This window comes from Flavobacterium sp., assembly GCF_035195345.1.
Lineage (GTDB): Bacteria > Bacteroidota > Bacteroidia > Flavobacteriales > Flavobacteriaceae > Flavobacterium.
Genome location: NZ_CP136574.1, coordinates 1084093 through 1106898, shown reverse-complemented (window position 1 = coordinate 1106898; position 22806 = coordinate 1084093). Strand labels below are relative to the sequence as shown.

At 32.5% G+C, this 22806-nt stretch carries 17 protein-coding genes; 9 read left to right on the top strand and 8 right to left on the bottom strand.

Annotated elements, in window-relative coordinates; translation table 11 throughout:
- Window positions 1–56 precede the first annotated feature (56 nt).
- The 7 genes from rplL to RSE15_RS05405 all read left to right on the top strand — a co-directional run bounded on the left by rplL (window position 57) and on the right by RSE15_RS05405 (window position 11847).
- Window positions 57–428, top strand: a complete 372-nt coding sequence (gene rplL, locus RSE15_RS05435) for a 50S ribosomal protein L7/L12 (protein WP_324069950.1) — start codon at window positions 57–59, stop codon at window positions 426–428.
- 241 nt (window positions 429–669) lie between these two features.
- Entirely contained in the window at window positions 670–4482 is a 3813-nt protein-coding gene (rpoB, locus tag RSE15_RS05430; RefSeq protein WP_324069949.1) for a DNA-directed RNA polymerase subunit beta, read from the top strand.
- Between the two features lie 246 nt (window positions 4483–4728).
- A complete protein-coding gene (rpoC, locus tag RSE15_RS05425; protein WP_324069948.1) occupies window positions 4729–9036 on the top strand; it encodes a DNA-directed RNA polymerase subunit beta' in 4308 nt (1435 codons plus the stop codon).
- 181 nt (window positions 9037–9217) lie between these two features.
- Window positions 9218–9526, top strand: a complete 309-nt coding sequence (locus tag RSE15_RS05420; protein ID WP_324069947.1) for a DUF3467 domain-containing protein — start codon at window positions 9218–9220, stop codon at window positions 9524–9526.
- Window positions 9527–9607: 81 nt separating this feature from the next.
- Window positions 9608–10102, top strand: a complete 495-nt coding sequence (locus RSE15_RS05415; protein WP_324069946.1) for a GNAT family N-acetyltransferase — start codon at window positions 9608–9610, stop codon at window positions 10100–10102.
- Between the two features lie 100 nt (window positions 10103–10202).
- Window positions 10203–11225, top strand: a complete 1023-nt coding sequence (locus tag RSE15_RS05410; protein WP_324069945.1) for a DUF262 domain-containing protein — start codon at window positions 10203–10205, stop codon at window positions 11223–11225.
- Window positions 11215–11847 carry a HEPN domain-containing protein gene (locus tag RSE15_RS05405; protein ID WP_324069944.1) on the top strand — a complete coding sequence of 211 codons (633 nt, stop codon included), beginning with the start codon at window positions 11215–11217 and terminating at the stop codon, window positions 11845–11847. The genes RSE15_RS05410 and RSE15_RS05405 overlap by 11 nt, the downstream gene beginning before the upstream one ends.
- Before the next feature lie 19 nt (window positions 11848–11866).
- On the opposite strand, the gene rluF is transcribed toward RSE15_RS05405, so the two are convergent.
- From rluF to RSE15_RS05390, 3 genes are all read right to left on the bottom strand, one after another.
- Window positions 11867–12655, bottom strand: a complete 789-nt coding sequence (rluF, locus tag RSE15_RS05400) for a 23S rRNA pseudouridine(2604) synthase RluF (protein ID WP_324069943.1) — start codon at window positions 12653–12655, stop codon at window positions 11867–11869.
- A gap of 345 nt (window positions 12656–13000) precedes the next feature.
- Window positions 13001–13780: a zinc ribbon domain-containing protein gene (locus RSE15_RS05395; RefSeq protein WP_324069942.1), complete on the bottom strand. Its 780-nt coding sequence runs from the start codon at window positions 13778–13780 to the stop codon at window positions 13001–13003.
- A 2-nt stretch (window positions 13781–13782) separates the two neighbouring features.
- Window positions 13783–14898 carry a Nif3-like dinuclear metal center hexameric protein gene (locus RSE15_RS05390; protein WP_324069941.1) on the bottom strand — a complete coding sequence of 372 codons (1116 nt, stop codon included), beginning with the start codon at window positions 14896–14898 and terminating at the stop codon, window positions 13783–13785.
- A gap of 104 nt (window positions 14899–15002) precedes the next feature.
- Between RSE15_RS05390 and lpxK the strand changes: the two genes are divergently transcribed.
- Both lpxK and RSE15_RS05380 read left to right on the top strand, forming a co-directional pair.
- Window positions 15003–16019, top strand: a complete 1017-nt coding sequence (gene lpxK, locus RSE15_RS05385; RefSeq protein ID WP_324069940.1) for a tetraacyldisaccharide 4'-kinase — start codon at window positions 15003–15005, stop codon at window positions 16017–16019.
- A complete protein-coding gene (locus RSE15_RS05380; RefSeq protein ID WP_324069939.1) occupies window positions 15991–16803 on the top strand; it encodes a purine-nucleoside phosphorylase in 813 nt (270 codons plus the stop codon). Before lpxK ends, RSE15_RS05380 begins: the two co-directional genes overlap by 29 nt.
- On the opposite strand, the gene RSE15_RS05375 is transcribed toward RSE15_RS05380, so the two are convergent.
- The 5 genes from RSE15_RS05375 to RSE15_RS05355 all read right to left on the bottom strand — a co-directional run bounded on the left by RSE15_RS05375 (window position 16790) and on the right by RSE15_RS05355 (window position 22797).
- Window positions 16790–18985: a tetratricopeptide repeat-containing hybrid sensor histidine kinase/response regulator gene (locus tag RSE15_RS05375; RefSeq protein WP_324069938.1), complete on the bottom strand. Its 2196-nt coding sequence runs from the start codon at window positions 18983–18985 to the stop codon at window positions 16790–16792. The genes RSE15_RS05380 and RSE15_RS05375 overlap by 14 nt on opposite strands.
- A gap of 59 nt (window positions 18986–19044) precedes the next feature.
- A complete protein-coding gene (gene gap / locus RSE15_RS05370; RefSeq protein ID WP_324069937.1) occupies window positions 19045–20055 on the bottom strand; it encodes a type I glyceraldehyde-3-phosphate dehydrogenase in 1011 nt (336 codons plus the stop codon).
- Window positions 20056–20150: 95 nt separating this feature from the next.
- Window positions 20151–21026 (bottom strand): lipoyl synthase, encoded by an 876-nt coding sequence (lipA, locus tag RSE15_RS05365; protein WP_324069936.1) that lies wholly within the window; start codon window positions 21024–21026, stop codon window positions 20151–20153.
- A 107-nt stretch (window positions 21027–21133) separates the two neighbouring features.
- A complete protein-coding gene (locus tag RSE15_RS05360; RefSeq protein ID WP_324069935.1) occupies window positions 21134–21697 on the bottom strand; it encodes an RNA polymerase sigma factor in 564 nt (187 codons plus the stop codon).
- A complete protein-coding gene (locus RSE15_RS05355) occupies window positions 21688–22797 on the bottom strand; it encodes a glycosyltransferase (protein WP_324069934.1) in 1110 nt (369 codons plus the stop codon). Before RSE15_RS05355 ends, RSE15_RS05360 begins: the two co-directional genes overlap by 10 nt.
- Window positions 22798–22806: the final 9 nt, after the last annotated feature.

The window sequence follows — 22806 nt, the reverse complement described above, 5'->3', positions numbered from 1 at the left end:
TAAGTACGCACATAATAAATTATATTTTTTACAAAACATTTTAAACGATAGAAAAAATGGCAGATTTGAAACAATTCGCAGAACAATTAGTTAACTTAACAGTTAAAGAAGTTAACGAATTAGCAACAATATTAAAAGATGAGTATGGTATCGAGCCTGCTGCTGCAGCTGTTGTAGTTGCTGCAGGTGGAGGTGAAGGTGCTGCTGCTGCAGAACAAACTGAATTTACAGTTGTATTAAAAGAGGCTGGTGCTTCTAAATTAGGAGTTGTTAAAGCGGTTAAAGAATTAACTGGTTTAGGTCTTAAAGAAGCTAAAGATTTAGTTGATGCTGCTCCAACAAATGTAAAAGAAGGAGTTTCTAAAGATGAGGCTGAAGGTCTTAAGAAAGCTTTAGAAGAAGCAGGAGCTGTAGTTGAGTTAAAATAATTTATACTCATAAATAAGCTAGGTTTAGGTCTTGAGAGTGTTCTCAAAGACCTAAACCATTTTGCGTATATTAAATTATTGTATTTTTTATGCGTTATAAAAGTAGGCAATAACGAAGAAAAAAATTAAACTAACTTTCCTGGTTTATTTTAAAGATGTATTGTTTATTAAAAAGGAAGTATTATTAAAACAGTGTATTTACACAAAAATTACTTTTTTTAAATCAAAATTTTATCCATTGATGATTGCTAATCAGACTGAAAGATTAAATTTTGCTTCAACAAAAAACATTCCACAATATCCAGATTTTCTAGATATTCAAGTGAAATCGTTTAAAGATTTTTTCCAATTGGAAACTAAATCTGACGAAAGAGGCAACGAAGGGCTGTATAATACCTTCATGGAAAATTTCCCAATTACTGATACGAGAAATCAATTCGTATTAGAATTCCTAGATTATTTTATTGATCCACCTAGATATACCATCGAAGAGTGTATTGATAGAGGCTTAACTTATAGTGTGCCTCTTAAAGCTAGATTAAAATTATATTGTACTGACCCTGAACACGAAGATTTTGAAACAATCGTTCAAGATGTGTATTTAGGAACAATACCATATATGACTCCTAGTGGTACATTCGTTATCAATGGTGCTGAACGTGTGGTTGTATCGCAATTACATAGATCTCCAGGTGTATTCTTTGGACAGTCTTTCCATGCAAATGGGACTAAATTATATTCTGCCAGAATTATTCCTTTTAAAGGTTCTTGGATTGAATTCGCTACCGATATCAATAACGTAATGTACGCTTATATCGATAGAAAGAAAAAATTACCTGTTACTACTTTATTTAGAGCTATCGGATTTGAAAGAGATAAAGATATCTTGGAGATTTTCGACTTAGCTGAAGAAATTAAAGTTTCTAAAACGGGTATCAAGAAATATGCTGGAAGAAGACTTGCTGCACGTGTATTAAATACATGGCATGAAGACTTCGTTGATGAAGATACTGGTGAAGTAGTTTCTATTGAGCGTAACGAAATTATCTTAGATCGTGATACAATCCTTGATAAAGATAATATCGAAGAAATAATTGAAGCAGACGTAAAAACTATCCTTTTACATAAAGAGGATAACAACGCGGCTGATTACACAATTATTCACAATACATTACAAAAAGACCCAACAAACTCTGAAAAAGAGGCTGTTGAACATATTTACAGACAATTACGTAACGCGGAACCGCCTGATGAGGAAACGGCTCGTGGTATTATAGATAAATTATTCTTTTCTGACCAACGTTACAACTTAGGTGAAGTAGGTCGTTACAGAATGAACAAAAAGTTAAACCTTGATATTCCAATGGAAAAACAAGTTTTAACGAAAGAAGATATTATTACAATCGTTAAATATTTGATCGAATTGATCAACTCTAAAGCAGAGATTGATGATATTGACCACTTATCAAACCGTCGTGTAAGAACAGTTGGTGAGCAATTATCAGCTCAGTTCGGAGTAGGTTTAGCTCGTATGGCTAGAACTATCCGTGAAAGAATGAACGTTCGTGATAACGAGGTGTTTACACCTATCGATTTGATTAATGCTAAAACATTATCATCGGTAATTAATTCGTTCTTTGGAACTAACCAGTTATCTCAGTTCATGGATCAAACGAATCCATTAGCAGAGATTACACACAAACGTCGTTTATCTGCCCTTGGACCTGGAGGTTTATCTAGAGAAAGAGCTGGTTTCGAGGTGCGTGACGTTCACTATACACACTACGGAAGACTTTGTCCAATTGAAACACCAGAGGGACCAAATATTGGTTTGATTTCATCTTTAGGAGTATATGCTAAAGTTAACGGAATGGGATTCATCGAAACCCCTTACCGTAAAGTAACTAATGGTGTTGTAGATTTAGAGTCAACTCCAGTGTACTTAAGTGCAGAGGAAGAAGAAGGTAAAATGATTGCTCAGGCAAACATTGAAATGGATGCTAATGGTAAAATTACCGCTACGAATGTTATTGCGCGTGAAGAAGGAGATTTCCCTGTGGTTGCTCCAACTGCCGTTCATTACACAGACGTTGCTCCAAATCAAATTGCTTCGATTTCAGCTTCATTGATTCCTTTCTTAGAGCATGATGATGCGAACCGTGCGTTGATGGGATCTAACATGATGCGCCAGGCCGTTCCATTATTACGTCCTGAAGCTCCAATCGTAGGTACTGGTTTAGAAAGACAAGTTGCTTCTGATTCAAGAGTATTAATCAATGCGGAAGGAAACGGAACTGTTGAGTATGTTGATGCTAATATGATTACTATCAAATACGACAGAACTGAAGAAGAACGTATGGTTAGTTTTGATTCAGATGATAAAACGTATCAATTAATCAAATATAGAAAAACCAACCAAAGTACTTGTATCAACCTTAAACCTATCGTAAGAAAAGGGGACAGAGTTTCAAAAGGGCAAGTATTATGTGAAGGTTATGCTACGCAAAACGGAGAATTAGCAATCGGAAGAAACTTGAAAGTGGCGTTCATGCCATGGAAAGGGTACAACTTCGAGGATGCAATCGTAATTTCTGAAAAAGTAGTACGTGATGATATTTTTACTTCATTACATATTGATGATTATACATTAGAAGTTCGTGATACTAAATTAGGTAACGAAGAATTAACTAATGATATTCCAAACGTTTCTGAAGAAGCTACTAAAGATTTAGATGAAAACGGTATGATTAGAATTGGTGCAGAGGTTAAACCTGGCGATATTCTAATCGGAAAAATTACACCAAAAGGAGAATCAGATCCTACTCCAGAAGAAAAACTTTTAAGAGCTATCTTCGGGGATAAAGCAGGTGATGTAAAAGATGCTTCATTAAAAGCGTCTCCATCTTTACACGGTGTGGTTTTAGATAAAAAATTATTTGCGAAAGCAGTAAAAGATAAGAGAAAACGTTCTAAAGATAAAGAAGACGTTGATAAATTAGAAGTTGAATTTGAAGTTAAGTATACTGACTTGAAAGACAAATTAATTGAAAAATTATTTGTTATCATCGATGGTAAAACTTCTCAAGGTGTAATGAACGATTTAGGTGAAGAAGTATTACCAAAAGGTAAAAAATTCACTAAAAAGATGTTACAAGGTGTAGAAGATTTTGCTCACTTAACTAAAGGTCAATGGACAACAGATGAGCATACCAATGCAATGGTGAACGACTTAATTCACAACTACAAAATCAAATTAAACGATTTACAAGGTTGGTTAAGAAGAGAGAAATTTACAATTACTGTTGGAGATGAATTACCTTCTGGAATTTTAAAACTTGCTAAAGTTTACATCGCTAAGAAACGTAAATTAAAAGTAGGGGATAAAATGGCAGGACGTCACGGTAACAAAGGTATTGTTGCTAAAATCGTTCGTCATGAAGATATGCCATTCTTAGAAGACGGAACACCAGTAGATATCGTATTGAATCCACTTGGGGTACCATCTCGTATGAACATCGGACAGATTTATGAAACAGTTCTTGGTTGGGCTGGACAAAAATTGAACAAGAAATTTGCTACTCCAATTTTTGACGGTGCTACTTTAGATCAAATTAATGAATTTACAGACGAAGCTGGAATTCCAAGATTCGGTCATACGTATTTGTATGATGGAGGAACTGGAGAGCGTTTCCACCAACGTGCAACTGTGGGTGTAATTTACATGTTGAAATTAGGACACATGGTAGATGATAAAATGCACGCACGTTCTATTGGTCCATACTCGTTAATTACGCAACAACCATTAGGAGGTAAGGCTCAATTTGGAGGTCAGCGTTTTGGAGAGATGGAGGTTTGGGCACTTGAAGCATATGGTGCATCAAGTACTTTAAGAGAAATCTTAACTGTTAAGTCGGATGACGTAATTGGTAGAGCTAAAACTTACGAAGCTATCGTAAAAGGTGAAACTATGCCAGAACCAGGATTACCTGAATCATTCAATGTATTAATGCATGAATTGAAAGGTCTTGGATTAGACATCAGATTAGAAGAATAAAATAAATAATTATTGTAGAGACGTGATTAATCGCGTCTCTATTAATAATTGTATTTAAAAAAGTTTTTAAGGATTTATAACCGTAAACCGTTCCGATTTTTTATTTAAACCTTGTGGTTTTTATAATTAGCACTTCAAAATTTAAGGTTTGAAGTTTAGAGAAGTAATTCGAGTCAACAGAAAAGTAGTAGATCTACAGCTGTTCAAAATCAATTTTTAATTGCAAGTAAATCAATAGTAAAAACTATGATGAATAATAGAAATAATAAAGATAAAAACCAAATCAAAAGGTTTAACAAAATCACGATAGGATTAGCTTCTCCAGAATCTATTTTAGGAGAATCTAGAGGTGAGGTTTTAAAACCAGAAACTATCAACTATCGTACCCACAAACCAGAAAGAGATGGTCTTTTCTGTGAGCGTATTTTCGGTCCAGTAAAAGATTACGAGTGTGCTTGTGGAAAATATAAAAGAATTCGCTACAAAGGAATCGTTTGTGACCGATGTGGTGTTGAAGTAACAGAGAAAAAAGTACGTAGAGATAGAGTAGGACACATCAACCTTGTTGTGCCAATTGCTCATATCTGGTATTTCCGTTCGTTACCAAACAAAATTGGTTATATTTTAGGTTTACCATCTAAGAAATTAGATATGATTATTTACTACGAAAGATACGTAGTAATTCAAGCAGGTATTGCTAAAAATGCTGATGGCGAATCATTACAAAGATTAGATTTCCTTACAGAAGAAGAGTATTTAAATATTTTAGATACACTTCCAATGGAAAATCAATATTTAGATGACAACGATCCTAATAAATTCATCGCTAAAATGGGTGCTGAATGTATTATGGATTTATTAGCTCGTACAGACTTAGATGAACTTTCTTATAGTTTACGTCACGCTGCTAACAACGAAACATCTAAACAACGTAAAACAGAAGCGTTAAAACGTTTAAATGTTGTAGAATCATTCCGTGAGTCTAACTTAAACAGAGAAAACCGTCCAGAATGGATGATTTTAAAAGTAATTCCAGTTATTCCACCAGAATTACGTCCGTTAGTGCCACTTGATGGAGGTCGTTTTGCAACTTCAGATTTAAATGATTTATACAGAAGAGTTATCATCCGTAACAACCGTTTAAAAAGATTAATGGAAATTAAAGCTCCTGAAGTAATCTTAAGAAACGAAAAACGTATGTTACAAGAATCTGTAGATTCATTGTTTGATAACACACGTAAAGCTTCTGCTGTTAAAACAGAATCAAACAGACCATTAAAATCTTTATCAGATTCATTAAAAGGTAAACAAGGTCGTTTCCGTCAAAACTTATTAGGAAAACGTGTAGATTATTCTGCTCGTTCTGTAATTGTTGTTGGACCAGAAATGAAATTGTTCGAATGTGGTCTTCCAAAAGATATGGCTGCTGAACTTTACAAGCCATTTGTTATTCGTAAGTTAATCGAAAGAGGAATTGTTAAAACAGTTAAGTCGGCTAAGAAAATTATAGACAAAAAAGAGCCAGTTGTATGGGATATCCTTGAAAATGTAATTAAAGGTCACCCAGTATTACTAAACCGTGCTCCTACGTTACACAGATTAGGTATTCAAGCATTCCAACCTAAGTTAATTGAAGGAAAAGCAATCCAGTTACACCCATTAGTATGTACGGCATTCAACGCCGATTTCGATGGTGACCAGATGGCGGTTCACTTACCATTAGGACCAGAAGCTATTTTAGAGGCACAATTATTAATGTTGGCATCTCACAATATCTTGAATCCTGCAAATGGTGCACCTATTACGGTTCCTTCTCAAGATATGGTACTTGGTCTTTATTATATGACCAAAGAGCGTTTGTCTACTCCAGAAATGAAAATTTTAGGAGAAGGTTTAACTTTCTATTCTGCTGAAGAAGTAAATATTGCTTTGAATGAAGGAAAATTAGAATTAAATGCTAGAGTGAGAATTAGAGCAAGAGATTTTAATGAAGAAGGTGAATTAGTTTATAAAATTATTCAAACTACAGCAGGTAGAGTATTATTTAACGAAGTAGTACCTGAAGCTGCAGGATATATTAATGAGGTATTAACTAAGAAATCACTTCGTGATATTATTGGTAAAATCTTAGCGGTGACTGACGTTCCTACAACAGCAGCTTTCTTGGATAACATGAAAGATATGGGGTATAAGTTCGCATTCCGTGGAGGGTTATCTTTCTCATTAGGAGATATTAGAATTCCAGAACAAAAAACGCAGTTAATCGCTGATGCTCGTGAGCAAGTTGATGGAATTTCGATGAACTATAGTATGGGTCTTATTACCAATAACGAACGTTACAACCAAGTTATTGATATCTGGACTTCTGCGAATGCTCAATTAACAGAATTAGCAATGAAAAATATCCGTGAAGACCAACAAGGTTTTAACTCGGTATATATGATGCTTGACTCTGGAGCAAGGGGTTCTAAAGAACAGATTCGTCAGTTAACTGGTATGCGTGGTTTGATGGCTAAGCCTAAAAAATCAACTGCTGGTGGTGGTGAAATTATTGAAAATCCAATTCTTTCTAACTTTAAAGAAGGTCTTTCGATTCTTGAGTACTTTATTTCTACTCACGGTGCGCGTAAAGGTCTTGCGGATACGGCTCTTAAAACTGCCGATGCAGGTTACTTAACTCGTAGATTACATGATGTATCTCAAGATGTTATTGTAAACTCTGTAGATTGTGGTACGTTAAGAGGTATTGTAGTTTCTGCTTTAAAGAAAAACGAAGAAATTGTTGAAACTTTAGGTGAAAGAATTTTAGGACGTGTTACATTACAAAATGTAGTTAATCCTCTTGATAATGAAATTTTAATTCATGCAGGAGAACAAATTACAGAAGCAATCGTTAAGAAAATTGAAGCATCTCCTATTGAAAGAGTTGAAGTACGTTCTCCATTAACATGTGAAGCTACAAAAGGTATTTGTGCAAAATGTTATGGAAGAAACTTAGCAACTGGTAAAATGACTCAGAAAGGTGAAGCTGTTGGAGTTATTGCAGCACAATCAATTGGTGAGCCAGGTACACAGTTAACACTTCGTACGTTCCACGTTGGAGGAGTAGCTGGAGGAATCTCTGAAGAATCTAGCATTGTGACTCGTTTTGCAGGTAAATTAGAAATCGAAGATTTAAAAACTGTAAAAGGTGAAGATGCTGAAGGAAATACGGTTGATATCGTAATTTCTCGTTCTACTGAGTTAAAATTAGTAGATGCTAAAACAGGTATTTTATTAAATACGCACTATATTCCTTACGGTTCTAGTATTTTTGTTAAAGACGGAGACGTTGTTGAAAAAGGTACTACCATCTGTAAATGGGATCCATATAATGGAGTAATTGTTTCTGAATTTACAGGAAAAATTGCTTATGAAGATTTAGAACAAGGACAATCGTTCTTAGTTGAAATCGATGAGCAAACAGGTTTCCAAGAAAAAGTAATTTCTGAAGGTAGAAATAAAAAATTAGTTCCTACTTTATTGATTTATGGTAAAGATGGTGAATTAATTCGTTCGTATAACTTACCAGTTGGAGCACACCTTATGGTAGATGATGGTGAGAAAATTAAAGCAGGTAAGATTCTTGTTAAAATTCCTCGTCGTTCATCTAAATCAAGTGATATTACAGGAGGTTTACCTAGAATTACAGAGTTGTTAGAAGCTCGTAATCCTTCAAATCCAGCTGTAGTTTCTGAAATTGATGGTGTTGTAACATTTGGAAAAATTAAGAGAGGTAACCGCGAAATCGCTATCGAGTCTAAATTTGGTGAAGTGAAGAAATACTTAGTAAAACTTTCGAACCAAATTTTAGTTCAAGAAAACGATTACGTAAAAGCGGGAACACCACTTTCTGATGGAGCAATTACTCCAGAAGATATTTTAAGAATTCAAGGGCCATCTGCTGTTCAACAGTATTTAGTGAATGAAATTCAAGAAGTGTACCGTTTACAAGGGGTAAAAATCAACGATAAACACTTTGAGGTGGTTATTCGTCAGATGATGCGTAAAGTAAGAATTGTTGATCCAGGAGATACATTGTTCTTGGAAGATCAATTAGCGCACACAAGAGATTTCCTTGTAGAAAATGATAAGTTATATGGAATGAAAGTTGTGGAAGAAGCGGGTGACTCTGAAAATTTAAAACCAGGTCAAATTATTTCTCCACGTCAGTTAAGAGATGAAAATTCGTTATTAAAACGTAATGATAAAAATTTAGTAGAAGCTCGTGATGTTATTACAGCAACTGCAACTCCAGTACTTCAAGGTATTACGAGAGCATCGTTACAAACGAAATCATTTATTTCTGCGGCATCGTTCCAGGAAACAACTAAAGTATTAAACGAAGCTGCTGTAGCAGGTAAAATTGATACCTTAGAAGGATTAAAAGAAAATGTTATTGTAGGACACAGAATCCCAGCTGGTACAGGTATGAGAGACTATGACAATATGATAGTAGGTTCTAAAGAAGAATACAACGAGTTAGTTGCTGCTAAAGAAGAATTTAATTACTAAGAGTAGTGCTATCCTAATAGTAAAAAACCTAACAGATTTTCTGTTAGGTTTTTTTTTAATCAAAAATTATACTTAATCTTGTATTAGATTTAAATTATCACTTAAACGAACTTAAAACATACTATATGTCTAATCAAAGTAGAAAAACTTACGTGACTTAGATGTTTAAAAATTAAAAAAAATGGAAAATAACAACCAACAAGGACAAATCAATATAGAGTTAGACGAGCAAACCGCAGAAGGAACTTATTCAAACTTGGCAATAATCAATCATTCTAATTCGGAATTTGTAGTTGACTTTGTTACGATTATGCCTGGAGTGCCAAAAGCAAAAGTAAAATCAAGAATTATCTTAACGCCACAACACGCAAAACGTTTATTAAAAGCGTTAGGAGAAAATATTCACCGATTTGAAGCTGCACATGGTAAAATTGAGGAAGGTGAGCAAATGCCAATTCCTTTAAATTTTGGGCCTACAGGACAAGCTTAATACATTTTAGAGCTAATTTCCACAAATGCACATTCTAGTTAAGATTAGTGTGTTTGTGGTTTTTATTTAATTTTTAATTTCATGAAATTTATTTCACTTACTACTGCAGATGGTTTAAAAATTATTATCAATTTAACCAAGAAAATTTGGCCCGTAGCTTATGGTGAAATCTTAACCATGGCACAATTAGATTACATGATTGATAAATTTTACAACGAAACTGCTTTACTAGAATTAATAGATAAAGGCCATGTTTTTTATCTAGCACAAGATGATAATAACAATTACGTAGGTTTTGTTTCGTACGAGCTCAACTCTGAGCCCAATAAAGCCAAAATCCACAAAATTTACGTGTTACCCGAAACGCAAGGTATTGGTTTAGGGCGGCAATTTTTTGAACTCGTAAAAGAAAAAGCCATAGAAAATAACCAAAAAGCTATTTTCTTAAACGTAAATAAATACAATCATGCCATACATTTTTATACTAAACTAGGCTTTACAAAAGTAAAAGACGAAGTAATTGATATTGGTGAAGGCTATGTTATGGATGATTATGTTATGGAAATAGCTGTTTAAATGTTTATAAGTTTACGGATTTCCACATTTTAGTTTGAAATGGGTTTTGTAAATTGCAGAAATAATAAGTTTATTGTATAATTTTTTACATGAGATAATAATGACTAACGAGAGACAAATATTAAATTTATATCCTATTGATTATCCTTTTGAAACTTTAGTGACAAGAGCTTCAAGTACTCCACCTAAATTAATTTTGAATCCAGATTTTCAAAGAAAATATAAGTGGGATAAAGATGGATATGTTCGATCAAGTCGTTTTATTGAATCATGTTTAATGAGAATACCAATTCCAGCATGTTATTTAGCTGAGAATGAGGATAATTTTCATAATGTTATAGATGGTGTTCAAAGGATAACAACTATAAAAAAATTTTTTAATGATGAATTTGCATTAGAGGGTTTAAATATATATCCAGAATTAAATGGAAAAAGATTTTCAGAGCTTGGGGAATTAAAAAGCACATTAGAAAGTACAACTATTAGATGTATTGTTTTGAGAAAAGAAAATCCTAAGGAATTAGTGCATGAAATTTTTGCTAGACTTAATCAAGGTGCTGTTAAATTAAAAGATCAAGAAATTAGACACGCCATTTATCCTGGAGTCCTTGATAATCTTTTATCTGAATTAGGAGATAATCATTTTATTTCAGAGTTTCAAAACAGTAAAAGTAAAGATGATAGAACGAATGAGGAATTAGTTCTTAGATTTTTTGCTATGGATAATAATTTAGATGAGTATGATAGTAAGCTTTCTGAGTTTTTAGATAATTATATGTCAGGTAATCAGAATATTACAACTCTTATGGCAGCTGAAATGAAAATTAAATTTGAAAATACTCTAAATAAATGCCTTAGGACTTTTCAACAGCCTTTTGTTGATACAACTTTAGGAAAACCTAGACAAAGTGTCGCATATTATGATTTAATGATGCATAGTTTTAAAGATTTAACTGATGATTTTGTAGATTCTCACAGAATTTCTTTGAATTTAAAATTTGAAGAATTGTGCGGGTTAGAAGAGTTTCAAAAAACACTTTCAGGTGGTTTGCAACAAAAGTCGTCTATTTTGAAGAGAAGAGAATTATGGAGTCAAAAAATAAATGAGATAAATGGTAACTAAAGTTTTTAAAAATTTTGAAGAAAAACTACATGATTTAGAAAGGACTGTTAAAGATTGTAATGATATTATTATTTCTGATGAACCAATTACTTTTGTTTATGAAAATGCAAATTTTCTCACAAAATCTTTTTTGATAAGCCTTTGTGGATATTTAGAAACTTATCTTAAAGACGTTTTAGAGGTGTTAATAATGGATTATAACGAACGCATAGCGAGAGAAAATTTTCCGTATAATCTAATTAGATGGAGTATTGAAAATAAAGAAAATTCAGATTCTAAAGTTTCATCCCTTCTTGATAAGAAAAAAAGTAGATTTGAATCTTTATCATTAAAAATTAAAAAAAAGGATTTAGATTCATTTATTTCGGGAAATCCTTTTCGAACAAAAGAGCTTTTTTCTATGTTTGGTATTAATTTAGATGATGTAGATTATTATAATAAGAACAAAGATACTGTTAATCAAATAGTCACAAAGAGAAATAATGTTCTACATCATAATGATGATGCGTCAGATCTTTCTAATTTAGATATTTTACAGTATATAAATGAAGTTAAGAGATATTGTAATAATCTAGACCAACAAATAGAATGTCTTTTAACTAACAAAGATCACTGTATTTGATTGTATAATTATATATTTTCTATCGATTCCTTTCCCCATAATTCCTCTTACCCGTAAATTTACCTTTATTACTCGGTAAACTTGCTTCTTCGGTTTTGCTAGAAGGTTCAATCAATTTGTTTAATTCGGCAACTTCTCCATCGGTTAAGTTTCTGTATTTTCCTTCTGCTACGTCTAAAGAAATGTTGATGATACGTGTACGTTTTAAAGCTGTTACTTCGTAATCTAAATACTCACACATTCTACGAATTTGTCTATTCAAACCTTGCGTTAAAATAATTCGGAAAACGTATTTGCTAATTTGTTCTACTTTACATTTCTTGGTAATCGTTTCCAAAATCGGAATTCCATTTGCCATTCGGTCAATAAATCGGTCGGTAATTGGGTGATTTACGGTTACGATATATTCTTTTTCGTGGTTGTTACGCGCACGAAGAATTTTATTTACAATATCACCATCATTGGTCATAAAAATCAAACCTTCACTGGCTTTATCCAATCGACCAATAGGAAAAATACGCTCGGGATAGTTAATGAAATCTATAATATTATCTCTAACGTCCAAATTTGTAGTGCATTCAATACCAGCAGGTTTGTTGAAGGCTAAATAAATCGGTTTTTCTTTACGTTCCTGAATCAATTTGCCGTTCACTCGTACTTCGTCACTTGGCGTCACTTTAGTACCCATTTCTGGAACTTTTCCGTTTATGGTAACTCTTCCTTGCTCAATCAAACGATCGGCTTCTCTGCGTGAACAAAAACCAGTTTCTGATAGAAACTTATTAATTCGGGTAGCATTTTCTTCCATGTTGCAAAGATAAGTTTTTTTGGCGATTTTTTTGTTGCACAAAGTTTCTCAAAGTTTTTACAATATAACACAATGTTTCTTTATGAGTTTTTAAAAAGTTAAACGCTCTGTGTAACTCTTTTCAACACAATCAAAATAAAAAAATGCTCTGTGAAACTCTGTGTAAATAAATTAATCGCAAAGTTCGTCAAGTATTTTGTCTTAAAAGCTTATAATAGTAAATGTCTCTGTGTATCACTTTTCAACACAATTAAAATCAAAAAAAACTCTGTGAATCTCGGTGTAATTAAAAACAAAAAAAAGCCCTTTTAAAAAAAGGACTTTCATTTATTATTTAGGATTTAATTAGATGCTAGCAAATAATTTTTCCATTTTTTCTTTTTCTTCGTCAGCTAAAACACCGTCTACTAAGATTCTTCCACTGTGCTCATCTGTAATGATTTTTTTGCGAGCTGCAATTTCCATTTGAGTTTGTGGAGGAATTGTAAAGAATGAACCAGCAGAAGCGCCACGCTCAATAGAAACAACCGCTAAACCATTTCTAACACTGTTTCTAATTCTGTCGTAAGCAGCAATTAAACGCTCTTCGATTTGACCTCTTAATTCTTCTGATTTAGAAGATAAAAAGTTTTCTTCTTTTTCAGTTTCAGCCATAATGTCGCTTAATTCAGCTTTTTTATGTTTCAAATGCGTTTGTTTTCCGTCTAACTTTTCTTTCGTTTGAGCAATTACTTCTTTTCGGTGCTCAATAGAAGCTTTCATTTCTTTAATGTGTTTTTCAGCCAATTGAATTTCCAATTCCTGAAACTCCACTTCTTTAGTTAAAGAGTTGAATTCTCTATTGTTACGAACATTTTTTTGTTGCTCTAAATATTTTTTAATGGCAGCTTTGTGCTCGTCAATTGCGTTTTTCTTTTCTTTGATTTGTTCATCAATAGTTTCTAAATCGCTTTTTAACTTATCTAAACGAGTAGAAAGTCCTGCTACTTCATCTTCTAAATCTTCTACTTCAAGAGGCAATTCTCCTCTAACATTTCTTATTTCGTCAATTTTAGAATCAACTAGTTGTAAAGCATAAAGGGCTCTTAACTTATCTTCTACGCTTATCTCTTTGATTGTTGCCATATTTAAAAGTACTTAACTGGATTTGTATTTTCTTCTGATAAAATAATTCCGCATTGCAGCGAATTAGGTGCAAAATTAGTGATTTTTTCTTTAAGAAAATCAACAATATAATTTTTTGTAAATCTTTCGCTTTCAAAGTGACCAATATCGGCTAAAAGTAACTGATTTTCAGCTTCATAAAACTGATGATATTTTAAGTCAGCCGTAAGATAAGCATCTGCTCCTGAGGAAATTGCATTTTTAATTGCAAAACTGCCGCTTCCACCTAAAACTGCTACTTTTTTTATAGCTTTTCCTGTAAAAACAGAATGTCTAATGCCACCACATTGTAACTTATCTTTTACCAATTGTAAAAATTCGGTTTCTGAAAGTGCATTTTCGAATTCACCAACTCTTCCTAAACCAATATTTTGATGTTTGTTTTCTAACTGATAAATTTCGTAAGCCACTTCTTCATACACATGATTATTAAAAAGTGCTTTCAAAATTTTAGTTTGCAAATGTTTTTCAAACGTAACTTCAATTTTTATTTCTTCGGTTTCTACAAATTCAAATCGTTCACCAATTTCTGGATTCGAATTTTCATTTCCCATGTAGGTTCCAATTCCTTTCGAATTAAAACTGCAATCTTCATAATTCCCAATTTTTCCTGCTCCAGCATCAAATAATGCATTTCGTAATTTTTCAACGTTTTCAGGAATCGTATAGGTGACTAACTTTTGAATGTAATTTTCTTTCGGAATCAATACGTTGGAATTTTGTAAACCTAAAGCATCACAGAAAATTTTATTTACACCATTTTGATGATTGTCCAAAGCAGTATGAACGGCATAAATTGCAATGTCATTTTTAATGGCTTTCAAAATGGCACGTTCCACATAATTTTTTCCTGTAATTTTTTTAATGCCTGAAAATAAAATAGGATGGAAGCAAACCACCAAATTACATTTTTTAGTAACTGCTTCTTCAATCACAGATTCTAATGCATCGTGACAAACTAAAACGCCTTCAATTTCCTGGTTCGGATTTCCAACTAAAAGTCCAACATTATCAAAATCTTCAGCATAACCTAGCGGCGCCATTTCTTCAAGAACGGAAAGTATATTGGAAAGTTTCATCTATTTTTTTATTTGATTACACAAAATAACGAAATACAGCTTACAAATGAAATGATAAATCATATAAACTTTATTATAAAGATAAAATATTATACTTTCGTAGTATGATTTTGTTACGAAAAATACTTTTCCCATTAGCCTTTTTGTATTGGCTCATAACCTATGTTCGAAATTGGTTGTATGATTTAGGCGTTCTGAAGAGCTATTCGTTTGATATTCCTATCATTGCTGTTGGGAATTTAAGCGTTGGTGGCACAGGAAAAACACCTCAAATTGAATATTTAATTCGATTACTTTCTGAGAAATATAAAGTGGCTGTTTTGAGTCGTGGATACAAACGTTCAACAGAAGGGTTTATTTTAGCAGATGACAAAGCTACTGCCAGCTCTATTGGTGATGAACCTTTTCAGTTTTATTCGAAATTTCCAAACATTCAAGTGGCAGTTGATGCTAACAGAAAAAACGGAATTGAAAAATTAGTACTGCTTCAAGATAAACCAGATATTATTTTATTAGACGACGCTTTTCAGCACAGAAAAGTAAAAGCTGGGTTTTATATTTTACTCACGGCGTATGACGATTTGTTTTGTAACGATTTTATTTTGCCTTTCGGGAATTTACGCGAACCTTCTTCAGGTAAAAAACGGGCCGATATGATAATTGTCACAAAATGTCCGGAGGATTTGTCTGAACTTGCACAGCAGAAAATCAGAGAAAAGTTGAAGGTAAAACAGCAGGTTTTCTTTACCACAATTCAATACGATGATTTTATTTTTGGAAACGACAGTCAATTGTTAGTTTCTGAAATTCAATCCGAAAGTAAAGTTTTGGTAGCCGGAATTGCAAAACCTAAATTGTTTTTTGATTTTCTAAAAAATGAGAAAGATGAAACATTTGTGTTTCCAGATCATCATCATTTTTCAAAACAAGATTGTGAGCAAATTTTAGCTCAAGCTAATGGAAGGGAAATAGTTACAACCGAAAAAGATTTTGTTCGTTTAAATGGATTATTGCCTAAATCGCAGTTGTTTTATTTGCCAATAAAGTCTAAATTTTTGAATAGTAAAAACATTGATAAAACGATAATAGATTATGTGGGAAAAAGTGCAAGAAACCGTTAATTACATTAAAAATAAAACCAATTTTACTGCAGAATACGGTGTGATTTTGGGTTCAGGTTTAGGCGGATTTACAGAAGATATTGCCATAGAACATACATTACATTATACAGAAATTCCGAATTTCCCAGTTTCTACCGTTCAAGGACATAAAGGAGCTTTAGTTTTTGGAACAATTGGAACTAAAAAGGTGGTGGCAATGCAAGGACGTTTTCATTTTTACGAAGGTTACGATATGAAACAAGTAACGTTTCCTGTGCGTGTAATGAAATACTTAGGGGTAGAAAAATTAATAGTATCCAATGCTTCGGGAGGAGTTAATCCTTCTTATAAAGTAGGAGATGTTGCAGTAATTACAGATCATATTAATATGATGCCTGAACACCCATTACGAGGAGATAATGATGAACGTTTTGGGTCAAGATTTGTAAATATGAGCGAACCATATTCAAATGCCATGAATCAAAAAGCTTTTGAATTAGCAAAATCTTTGAACATCGATTTGAAGCAAGGAATTTATTTAGCATTACAAGGGCCAACTTTTGAAACATTGGCAGAATATAAAATGGTAAAAGCTGTAGGTGCTGATTGCGTAGGAATGTCAACTGTACCAGAAGTTATTGTTGCACGCCATATGAATATGGAATGTTTTGGAATTTCAGTGATTACAGATTTGGGAGATGAAGACAATATTGAAGAAGTAAATCACGAAGAAGTATTGCAAGCTGCACAAAAAGCGGAACCTCACGTCAGAAATCTAATCAAAAATTTGATTATTCAGTATTAGATAAATATTTGGTTACAACAGTATATAAATGCTCCGGTTCAAAAGGTTTAGTGATTACTTCATTCATGCCATAAGACAGGAGCATTTCTCTATTTTCGTTCAGAGATATCGCTGTTAATGCTATAATAGGAACAGTATTGTTGAATTTTCTAATCTCAGTTGTTGCTTCTGTACCATTAATTCCAGGTAAGTGTACATCCATTAAAATTAAGTCGTAATTATTAGTTTTAACATTTTCTATAGCTTCTTCTCCATTGTCTATAATTACACATGAAATGCCTTTTCTTTCAAGCATTTTTTGAGTAATCATTTGATTTATTTTGTTGTCTTCAACTAATAAAATATTTTTTTCATTTGAAAATTCAATATTTTGATTGATTTCAATGGTAACTGGATCTATTATACCTTTTTCAAATTCAAGGTCAAAACTGAACGTACTTCCTTTTTCAGCTTCACTTATTAGGTAGATTTCACTACCCATTACTTCTAATATCTTTTTGACAATTGATAAGCCTAAGCCCGTTCCGCCATAAGTTCTGTTAATTTCAACCGAACCTTGACTAAAACTATCAAATATTGCTTCTTGTTTTTCTTCAGGGATTCCTATACCGTTATCTCTTATTTCAAAATGTAAAGTAATATTGTTTTCAGTTTCTGATTTCTTACTAATGGTAAACCAAACATCTCCATCTTTACTAAACTTAATGGCGTTGTTTATTAGGTTGATTAAAATTTGCGAAATTTTAGTAGGATCGCCTTTTAAATTATAGTTGAGAGAATTATCAATATTAAGGTGGAAGTTTATATTGTTTTCGTTGATAAACTCTTTGAATGAATTGATAATGTTCTGACTTAACTTTGTGATATTGAGATTTATTTTTTCAATTGTTACTTTGTCAGATTCTAATCGGTTAATTTCTAAAATATCATTAATGAAATTTAATAAATAGTTGCCTGAAAACTCTAATGATTTTAAGTAATCTAATTGACTTTGTTTTGGATTTTCTTGCAATAAAAGATAGGTAATTCCATTGATTGCATTTAAGGGAGTTCTCAATTCATGACTCACTGTAGACAAGAAATCAGCTCTTGCTTTAGAAGCTCTTTCTGCTTTTTCCTTTTCAAGTGTTAATTCTTTATTTTTCTCTTTTAAAAGTTTATTAGTACTAGTTCTAATCTTATTGTTTTTATAAAGTGATAAACTCAATAATGATAAAATCGAGATAAGAGCAATACTTAAAATACTAATTAACTTAGAGAAACGTAATGTTTTTTGCTGACTCTTTCTTTCTTTGTCTAATTGCTCTATTGTTTTAAGTTGTTTATCAAATTGTATTTTATCAACAGTGTTTTCTGTTAAATTGCTATTGTTTAGTTTTCCAATAGAATCGATTAAGTTAACATACTTTTGTAAATAAAAATTGGAACTAGAAATGTTATTATTCTTTTCGTGAGTAGTGCCAAGTAGCTTATAAATTCGTTTGGCTAACTTAAAATCATTATTACTAGTTTCATTAGTGTATTTAGCTTGATTTAAATAATCAAGAGCTTGACTGTATTCTTTTTTGATGACTTCAATTTCACCAAGTTGAATGTAAGCTTCTGTTTTTGTACTTAATAAAGCATCATCACTTATGTTTTCAATTACTCCTTTAAGAATAGTAATTGCCTCTTCGTATTTTCTTTTTTCTTTTTTTATAATGGCTTTTTGAAGATTAATAACTTCAATAGCTTCAAGAAAATTTAATTTTTCATATACGATAGTTGCTTTTTCAAAGTAACTTTCTGCATAAGGAATATTGTTTTTTTTAAGGTAACATTTACCTAGACTATAATAGGCAAGTGCGATGTTTGATTTAGGTTCGCTTTTACTATATATGCTAATGGCTCTAATATAGTAATCAATAGCTAAGTCGTTTTTTTCTAGTTCAAAAAAAATGGTAGCCAATTGTAAATAACAATCAGCTAACTTGTTGCTTAATTTGTTTTTTTTAGCAAATTCAATAGCTTTTTCAGTATATAAAATAGCCTTAGAATAAGATTTTTTTTCTTCTTTGTTAAAAAGTCCAATCTCTAAATAATAATCTGTACTATCATTTATTTTTGTAGCATCTTTATATACAGATTGTGAGTAACAATAGGTAGTTGCTAAAAAAAATAATATTAAAATTTGCTTAGCCAAGTCAAGTTTGGGTTAAAATTAACTCTGCAATTTAAGTTTTTTAACGATAATAAAAAACTTTATTTTTTAGAAATGAATGTAATTAAGTCAATTAATCGCGAAGAATAGCCAATTTCATTGTCATACCAACCTACAATTTTAACCATTTTATCGATAACAGATGTTAATTGTGCATCAAATAAACAAGAGTTTTGATTGCCGATAATATCTACTGAAACAATTGGGTCTTCTGTATAATCAAGAATTCCTTTAAAATTAGTTTCAGCCGCTTTTTTAAACGCTTGATTAATTTCTTCAATAGAAACTTGACGTTTGACATTGAAAGTAATATCCGTCAACGAACCATCTGGAACAGGAACCCGAATACCGCAACCACCTATTTTTCCTTCTAATTCAGGAAATATTTTTGTTAATGCTTTTGCGGCTCCAGTTGTTGTAGGAACAATAGATTGTGCTGCACCACGCGCTCTGCGTAAATCTTTATGGGGTTGATCGTGTAAACTTTGATCAGTAGTGTAGGAGTGAACCGTGGTAATGTAAGCTTGTTCCACTTCACACAATTCCTGAATGATTTTAATCATCGGTGCTGCATTGTTAGTCGTGCAACTTGCATTGGAAATTATCGTTTCGCTTCCGTCTAAAATGTGTTCGTTTACGCCTAAAACTACTGTTTTTATTTCATCCACTTCAGATGGTGCGGAAAGAATTACTTTTTTCGCTCCAGCTAAAATGTGTTGGTTAATCTCTTCAAACGATTTGAATTTTCCAGTCGATTCAATAACAATATCAACATTTATTGATTTCCAATCTAAATTTTTGATTTCTCTTTCGTGAAAAAATAAATAGGATTTATCATCAATACTAATCGAATCCTCAGAAAACGAAACTTTCTGATTCAAGACACCGTGAATGCTATCGTATTTTACCAAATGCGCCATTGTTTTGTTATCTGCAATGTCGTTGATGGCAACTACTTCAATTGTAGGATGATTTAAAAGCAATCGGAACAAATTACGTCCAATTCTTCCAAAACCATTAATAGCAATTTTTATTTTTGTTTCAGGTTTCAATGTTTTTGTTTCAAGTTGAAAAGTTAGTTTTATAAAACGTAATTATTAGAATTCGGGATTTAAAAACTTCCATCACCCATCATCCAGCTTCCAGCTTAATGAATATGTTTCTCCGCATGATAAGAAGAACGTACTAAAGCGCCACTTTCCACATGTCTAAAACCTAATTCTTTTCCTATTTGCTCGTATTTTGCAAATTCTTCGGGTGTGATGTATTCTTTAACCGGTAAATGTTTTTTACTTGGTTGTAAGTATTGTCCAATCGTTACAATATCTACTTTTGCATCAGCTAAATCGTGTAAAACTTGAATCACTTCTTCCTCAGTTTCACCCAAACCTAACATGATTCCCGATTTTGTTCTTTTGATGCCTTGTTCTTTCAAATAGCGAAGTACTTCCAAACTTTTCTCATATTTCGCTTGAATACGAACTTCGCGAGTCAAACGTTTTACAGTTTCCATGTTGTGAGAAACTACTTCTGGAGCTACTTCAATAATTCGGTCTAAATTTCTCGTGTTGCCTTGGAAATCTGGAATTAAGGTTTCTAAAGTCGTATTAGGATTCATTCGGCGAATGGCTTTCACGGTTTCTGCCCAAATAATCGAACCCATATCTTTTAAATCATCACGGTCAACGCTAGTAATTACAGCATGTTTGATATTCATGATTTTGATAGAACGCGCTACTTTTTCAGGTTCGTCCCAATCCACCGTTTCTGGACGGCCGGTTTTTACACCACAAAAACCGCACGAACGCGTACAGATATTTCCTAAAATCATGAAAGTTGCTGTTCCTTCGCCCCAACATTCGCCCATATTAGGACAACTCCCCGAAGTACAAATCGTATTCAGTTTGTATTTGTCTACTAAACCTCTAAGTTCGGTGTAGTTTTTACCGGTTGGTAATTTTACGCGTAACCATTTTGGTTTGGGTTCTCTTGGTGGAAAAACATTGTCAATAGCCGTGTCCATAATCAAAATTTTGAAAGGCAAAGATACAATTAGAAATTTAGAATTTTGAAGTATGAATTTAGAAAATGAGAAAACTTTAGGAAAGTTTTAGGAAATGTAAAGTCGAATTACTTCCCCGAAATAATCTCCGCCAACAATTTCTTAGCTCGAAGCAATTTAATTTTGATGTTGTTGAGCGGTTCATCAATTTGTTCTGCCATTTCTTGGTAGGCCATTTCTTGAAAATAACGCATTTGAATAACTTCCTGATAAGCAGGTTTCAATTGTTTGATGTATTGAAGTAATTGTGCTAAATTTTGCTCGATAATCAATTCATCTTCAGCAGAATTAGAATCATCTGCTACGCTATAAGCTTGATGGTCTTCTTCGTCATTCATTTCAATAAATAAAGACGATTTCTTTTTGCGTAGCATGTCAATATGAACGTTTTTTGCAATCGCAATCAACCAAGTGTTAAAACCATACTCGGGATTGTAAGTCGAGATTTTATCAAATGCTTTTGCGAAAGTTTCAATCACGATGTCTTCGGTGTCGGTTTCGTTTTCGGTGCGTTTTAGCATAAATCCGTAGACTTCATTCCAGAAAAAATCCAATAAAAATGTGAAAGCAACTTGGTCTCCCTTTTTTGCTTTTTCAATGTTTTCTTGAATGATTACCGAATTTACTTCCAATGTACGGGTTTTGAGATGAGGTTTCTAAAAAATACGCTCAGTTGTGTAAAGATAAGTACAATTTCGATAATTGGATACCAATACATCACATCTTTTTCTTTTAGTTTTCCAGCGGCATAACCAAGAGAAATCCAAGTGAATAAATATCTAAAAACGATAATTCCAGTCACAATCATCCATTGGAATTGAAACGCTAATAAAACAATTGCTAAAACTAAAAACCAAAACTGACTAAAGAAAAATAATCCCAACTGAAATTTATCAAATCCTTTATAGAAATTAGACGTGGTAGCGTGTCTTCTTTTTTGGTATATCCAAGATGAAAAAGTAGTTTTTGGTTCCGAAAAAGTAAAACTTTCTGGCGTATATAAAATAGCTGTATTCTTTTTTGTAGCTGCTTGATTAATAAACAAATCATCATCACCAGAACGAATTTTCATATGATCCATAAAACCGCGCGCATTGAAAAACTCTTCTTTTTTGTAGGCTAAATTTCGTCCAACACCCATGTAAGGCTTGCCAATTTTTGCCCAAGAAAAATATTGTGTAGCGGTTAACATGGTTTCAAAACGTATGATTTTGTTTAAGAAGGAATTCTTTACTTTTTCATATGCACCATAACCTAAAACAATGGTTTTTTCTTTGGTAAACTGACTTGAAATCTGCAACAACCAATCTTTTGAAGCGGGATAACAGTCCGCATCAGTAAATACTAAATACTCGTTTTTTGCGGCTTTAATTCCTAAGGTTAAAGCAAATTTTTTATTACCCCAAAAAGCTTCGACATTTTGAACTTTAACTAGTTTTACATTTGCATATTGCTTTTCATACGTTTCAAAAAGCTCTAAAGTTTCATCGCTCGATGCATCGTCAATTAAGACAATTTCGTAGTCAGGATAATTTTGAGTGACTAAAGTTTGAAAATATTTTTTGATATTTTCTTCTTCGTTTTTTGCACAAACAATAACGGAAATTGGCAAACGTTTCGGAGTTCCTTCTGTTTTTTTACCAAATGAGAATTTTCCGAATATAAAAAGGTAATAAATAAATTGAATAAACACGATAACCGCAAAAGCGATTAAGAGTATTGTTAGTATCATAAATGGTTA

Coding starts and splice junctions, on each gene's coding strand:
- rplL (WP_324069950.1), top strand. CDS start 57: ATGGCAGATTTGAAACAATTCGCAGAACAATTAGTTAACTTAACAGTT.
- rpoB (WP_324069949.1), top strand. CDS start 670: ATGATTGCTAATCAGACTGAAAGATTAAATTTTGCTTCAACAAAAAAC.
- rpoC (WP_324069948.1), top strand. CDS start 4,729: ATGATGAATAATAGAAATAATAAAGATAAAAACCAAATCAAAAGGTTT.
- RSE15_RS05420 (WP_324069947.1), top strand. CDS start 9,218: ATGGAAAATAACAACCAACAAGGACAAATCAATATAGAGTTAGACGAG.
- RSE15_RS05415 (WP_324069946.1), top strand. CDS start 9,608: ATGAAATTTATTTCACTTACTACTGCAGATGGTTTAAAAATTATTATC.
- RSE15_RS05410 (WP_324069945.1), top strand. CDS start 10,203: ATGACTAACGAGAGACAAATATTAAATTTATATCCTATTGATTATCCT.
- RSE15_RS05405 (WP_324069944.1), top strand. CDS start 11,215: ATGGTAACTAAAGTTTTTAAAAATTTTGAAGAAAAACTACATGATTTA.
- rluF (WP_324069943.1), bottom strand. CDS start 12,655: ATGGAAGAAAATGCTACCCGAATTAATAAGTTTCTATCAGAAACTGGT.
- RSE15_RS05395 (WP_324069942.1), bottom strand. CDS start 13,780: ATGGCAACAATCAAAGAGATAAGCGTAGAAGATAAGTTAAGAGCCCTT.
- RSE15_RS05390 (WP_324069941.1), bottom strand. CDS start 14,898: ATGAAACTTTCCAATATACTTTCCGTTCTTGAAGAAATGGCGCCGCTA.
- lpxK (WP_324069940.1), top strand. CDS start 15,003: ATGATTTTGTTACGAAAAATACTTTTCCCATTAGCCTTTTTGTATTGG.
- RSE15_RS05380 (WP_324069939.1), top strand. CDS start 15,991: ATGTGGGAAAAAGTGCAAGAAACCGTTAATTACATTAAAAATAAAACC.
- lipA (WP_324069936.1), bottom strand. CDS start 21,026: ATGGACACGGCTATTGACAATGTTTTTCCACCAAGAGAACCCAAACCA.
- RSE15_RS05355 (WP_324069934.1), bottom strand. CDS start 22,797: ATGATACTAACAATACTCTTAATCGCTTTTGCGGTTATCGTGTTTATT.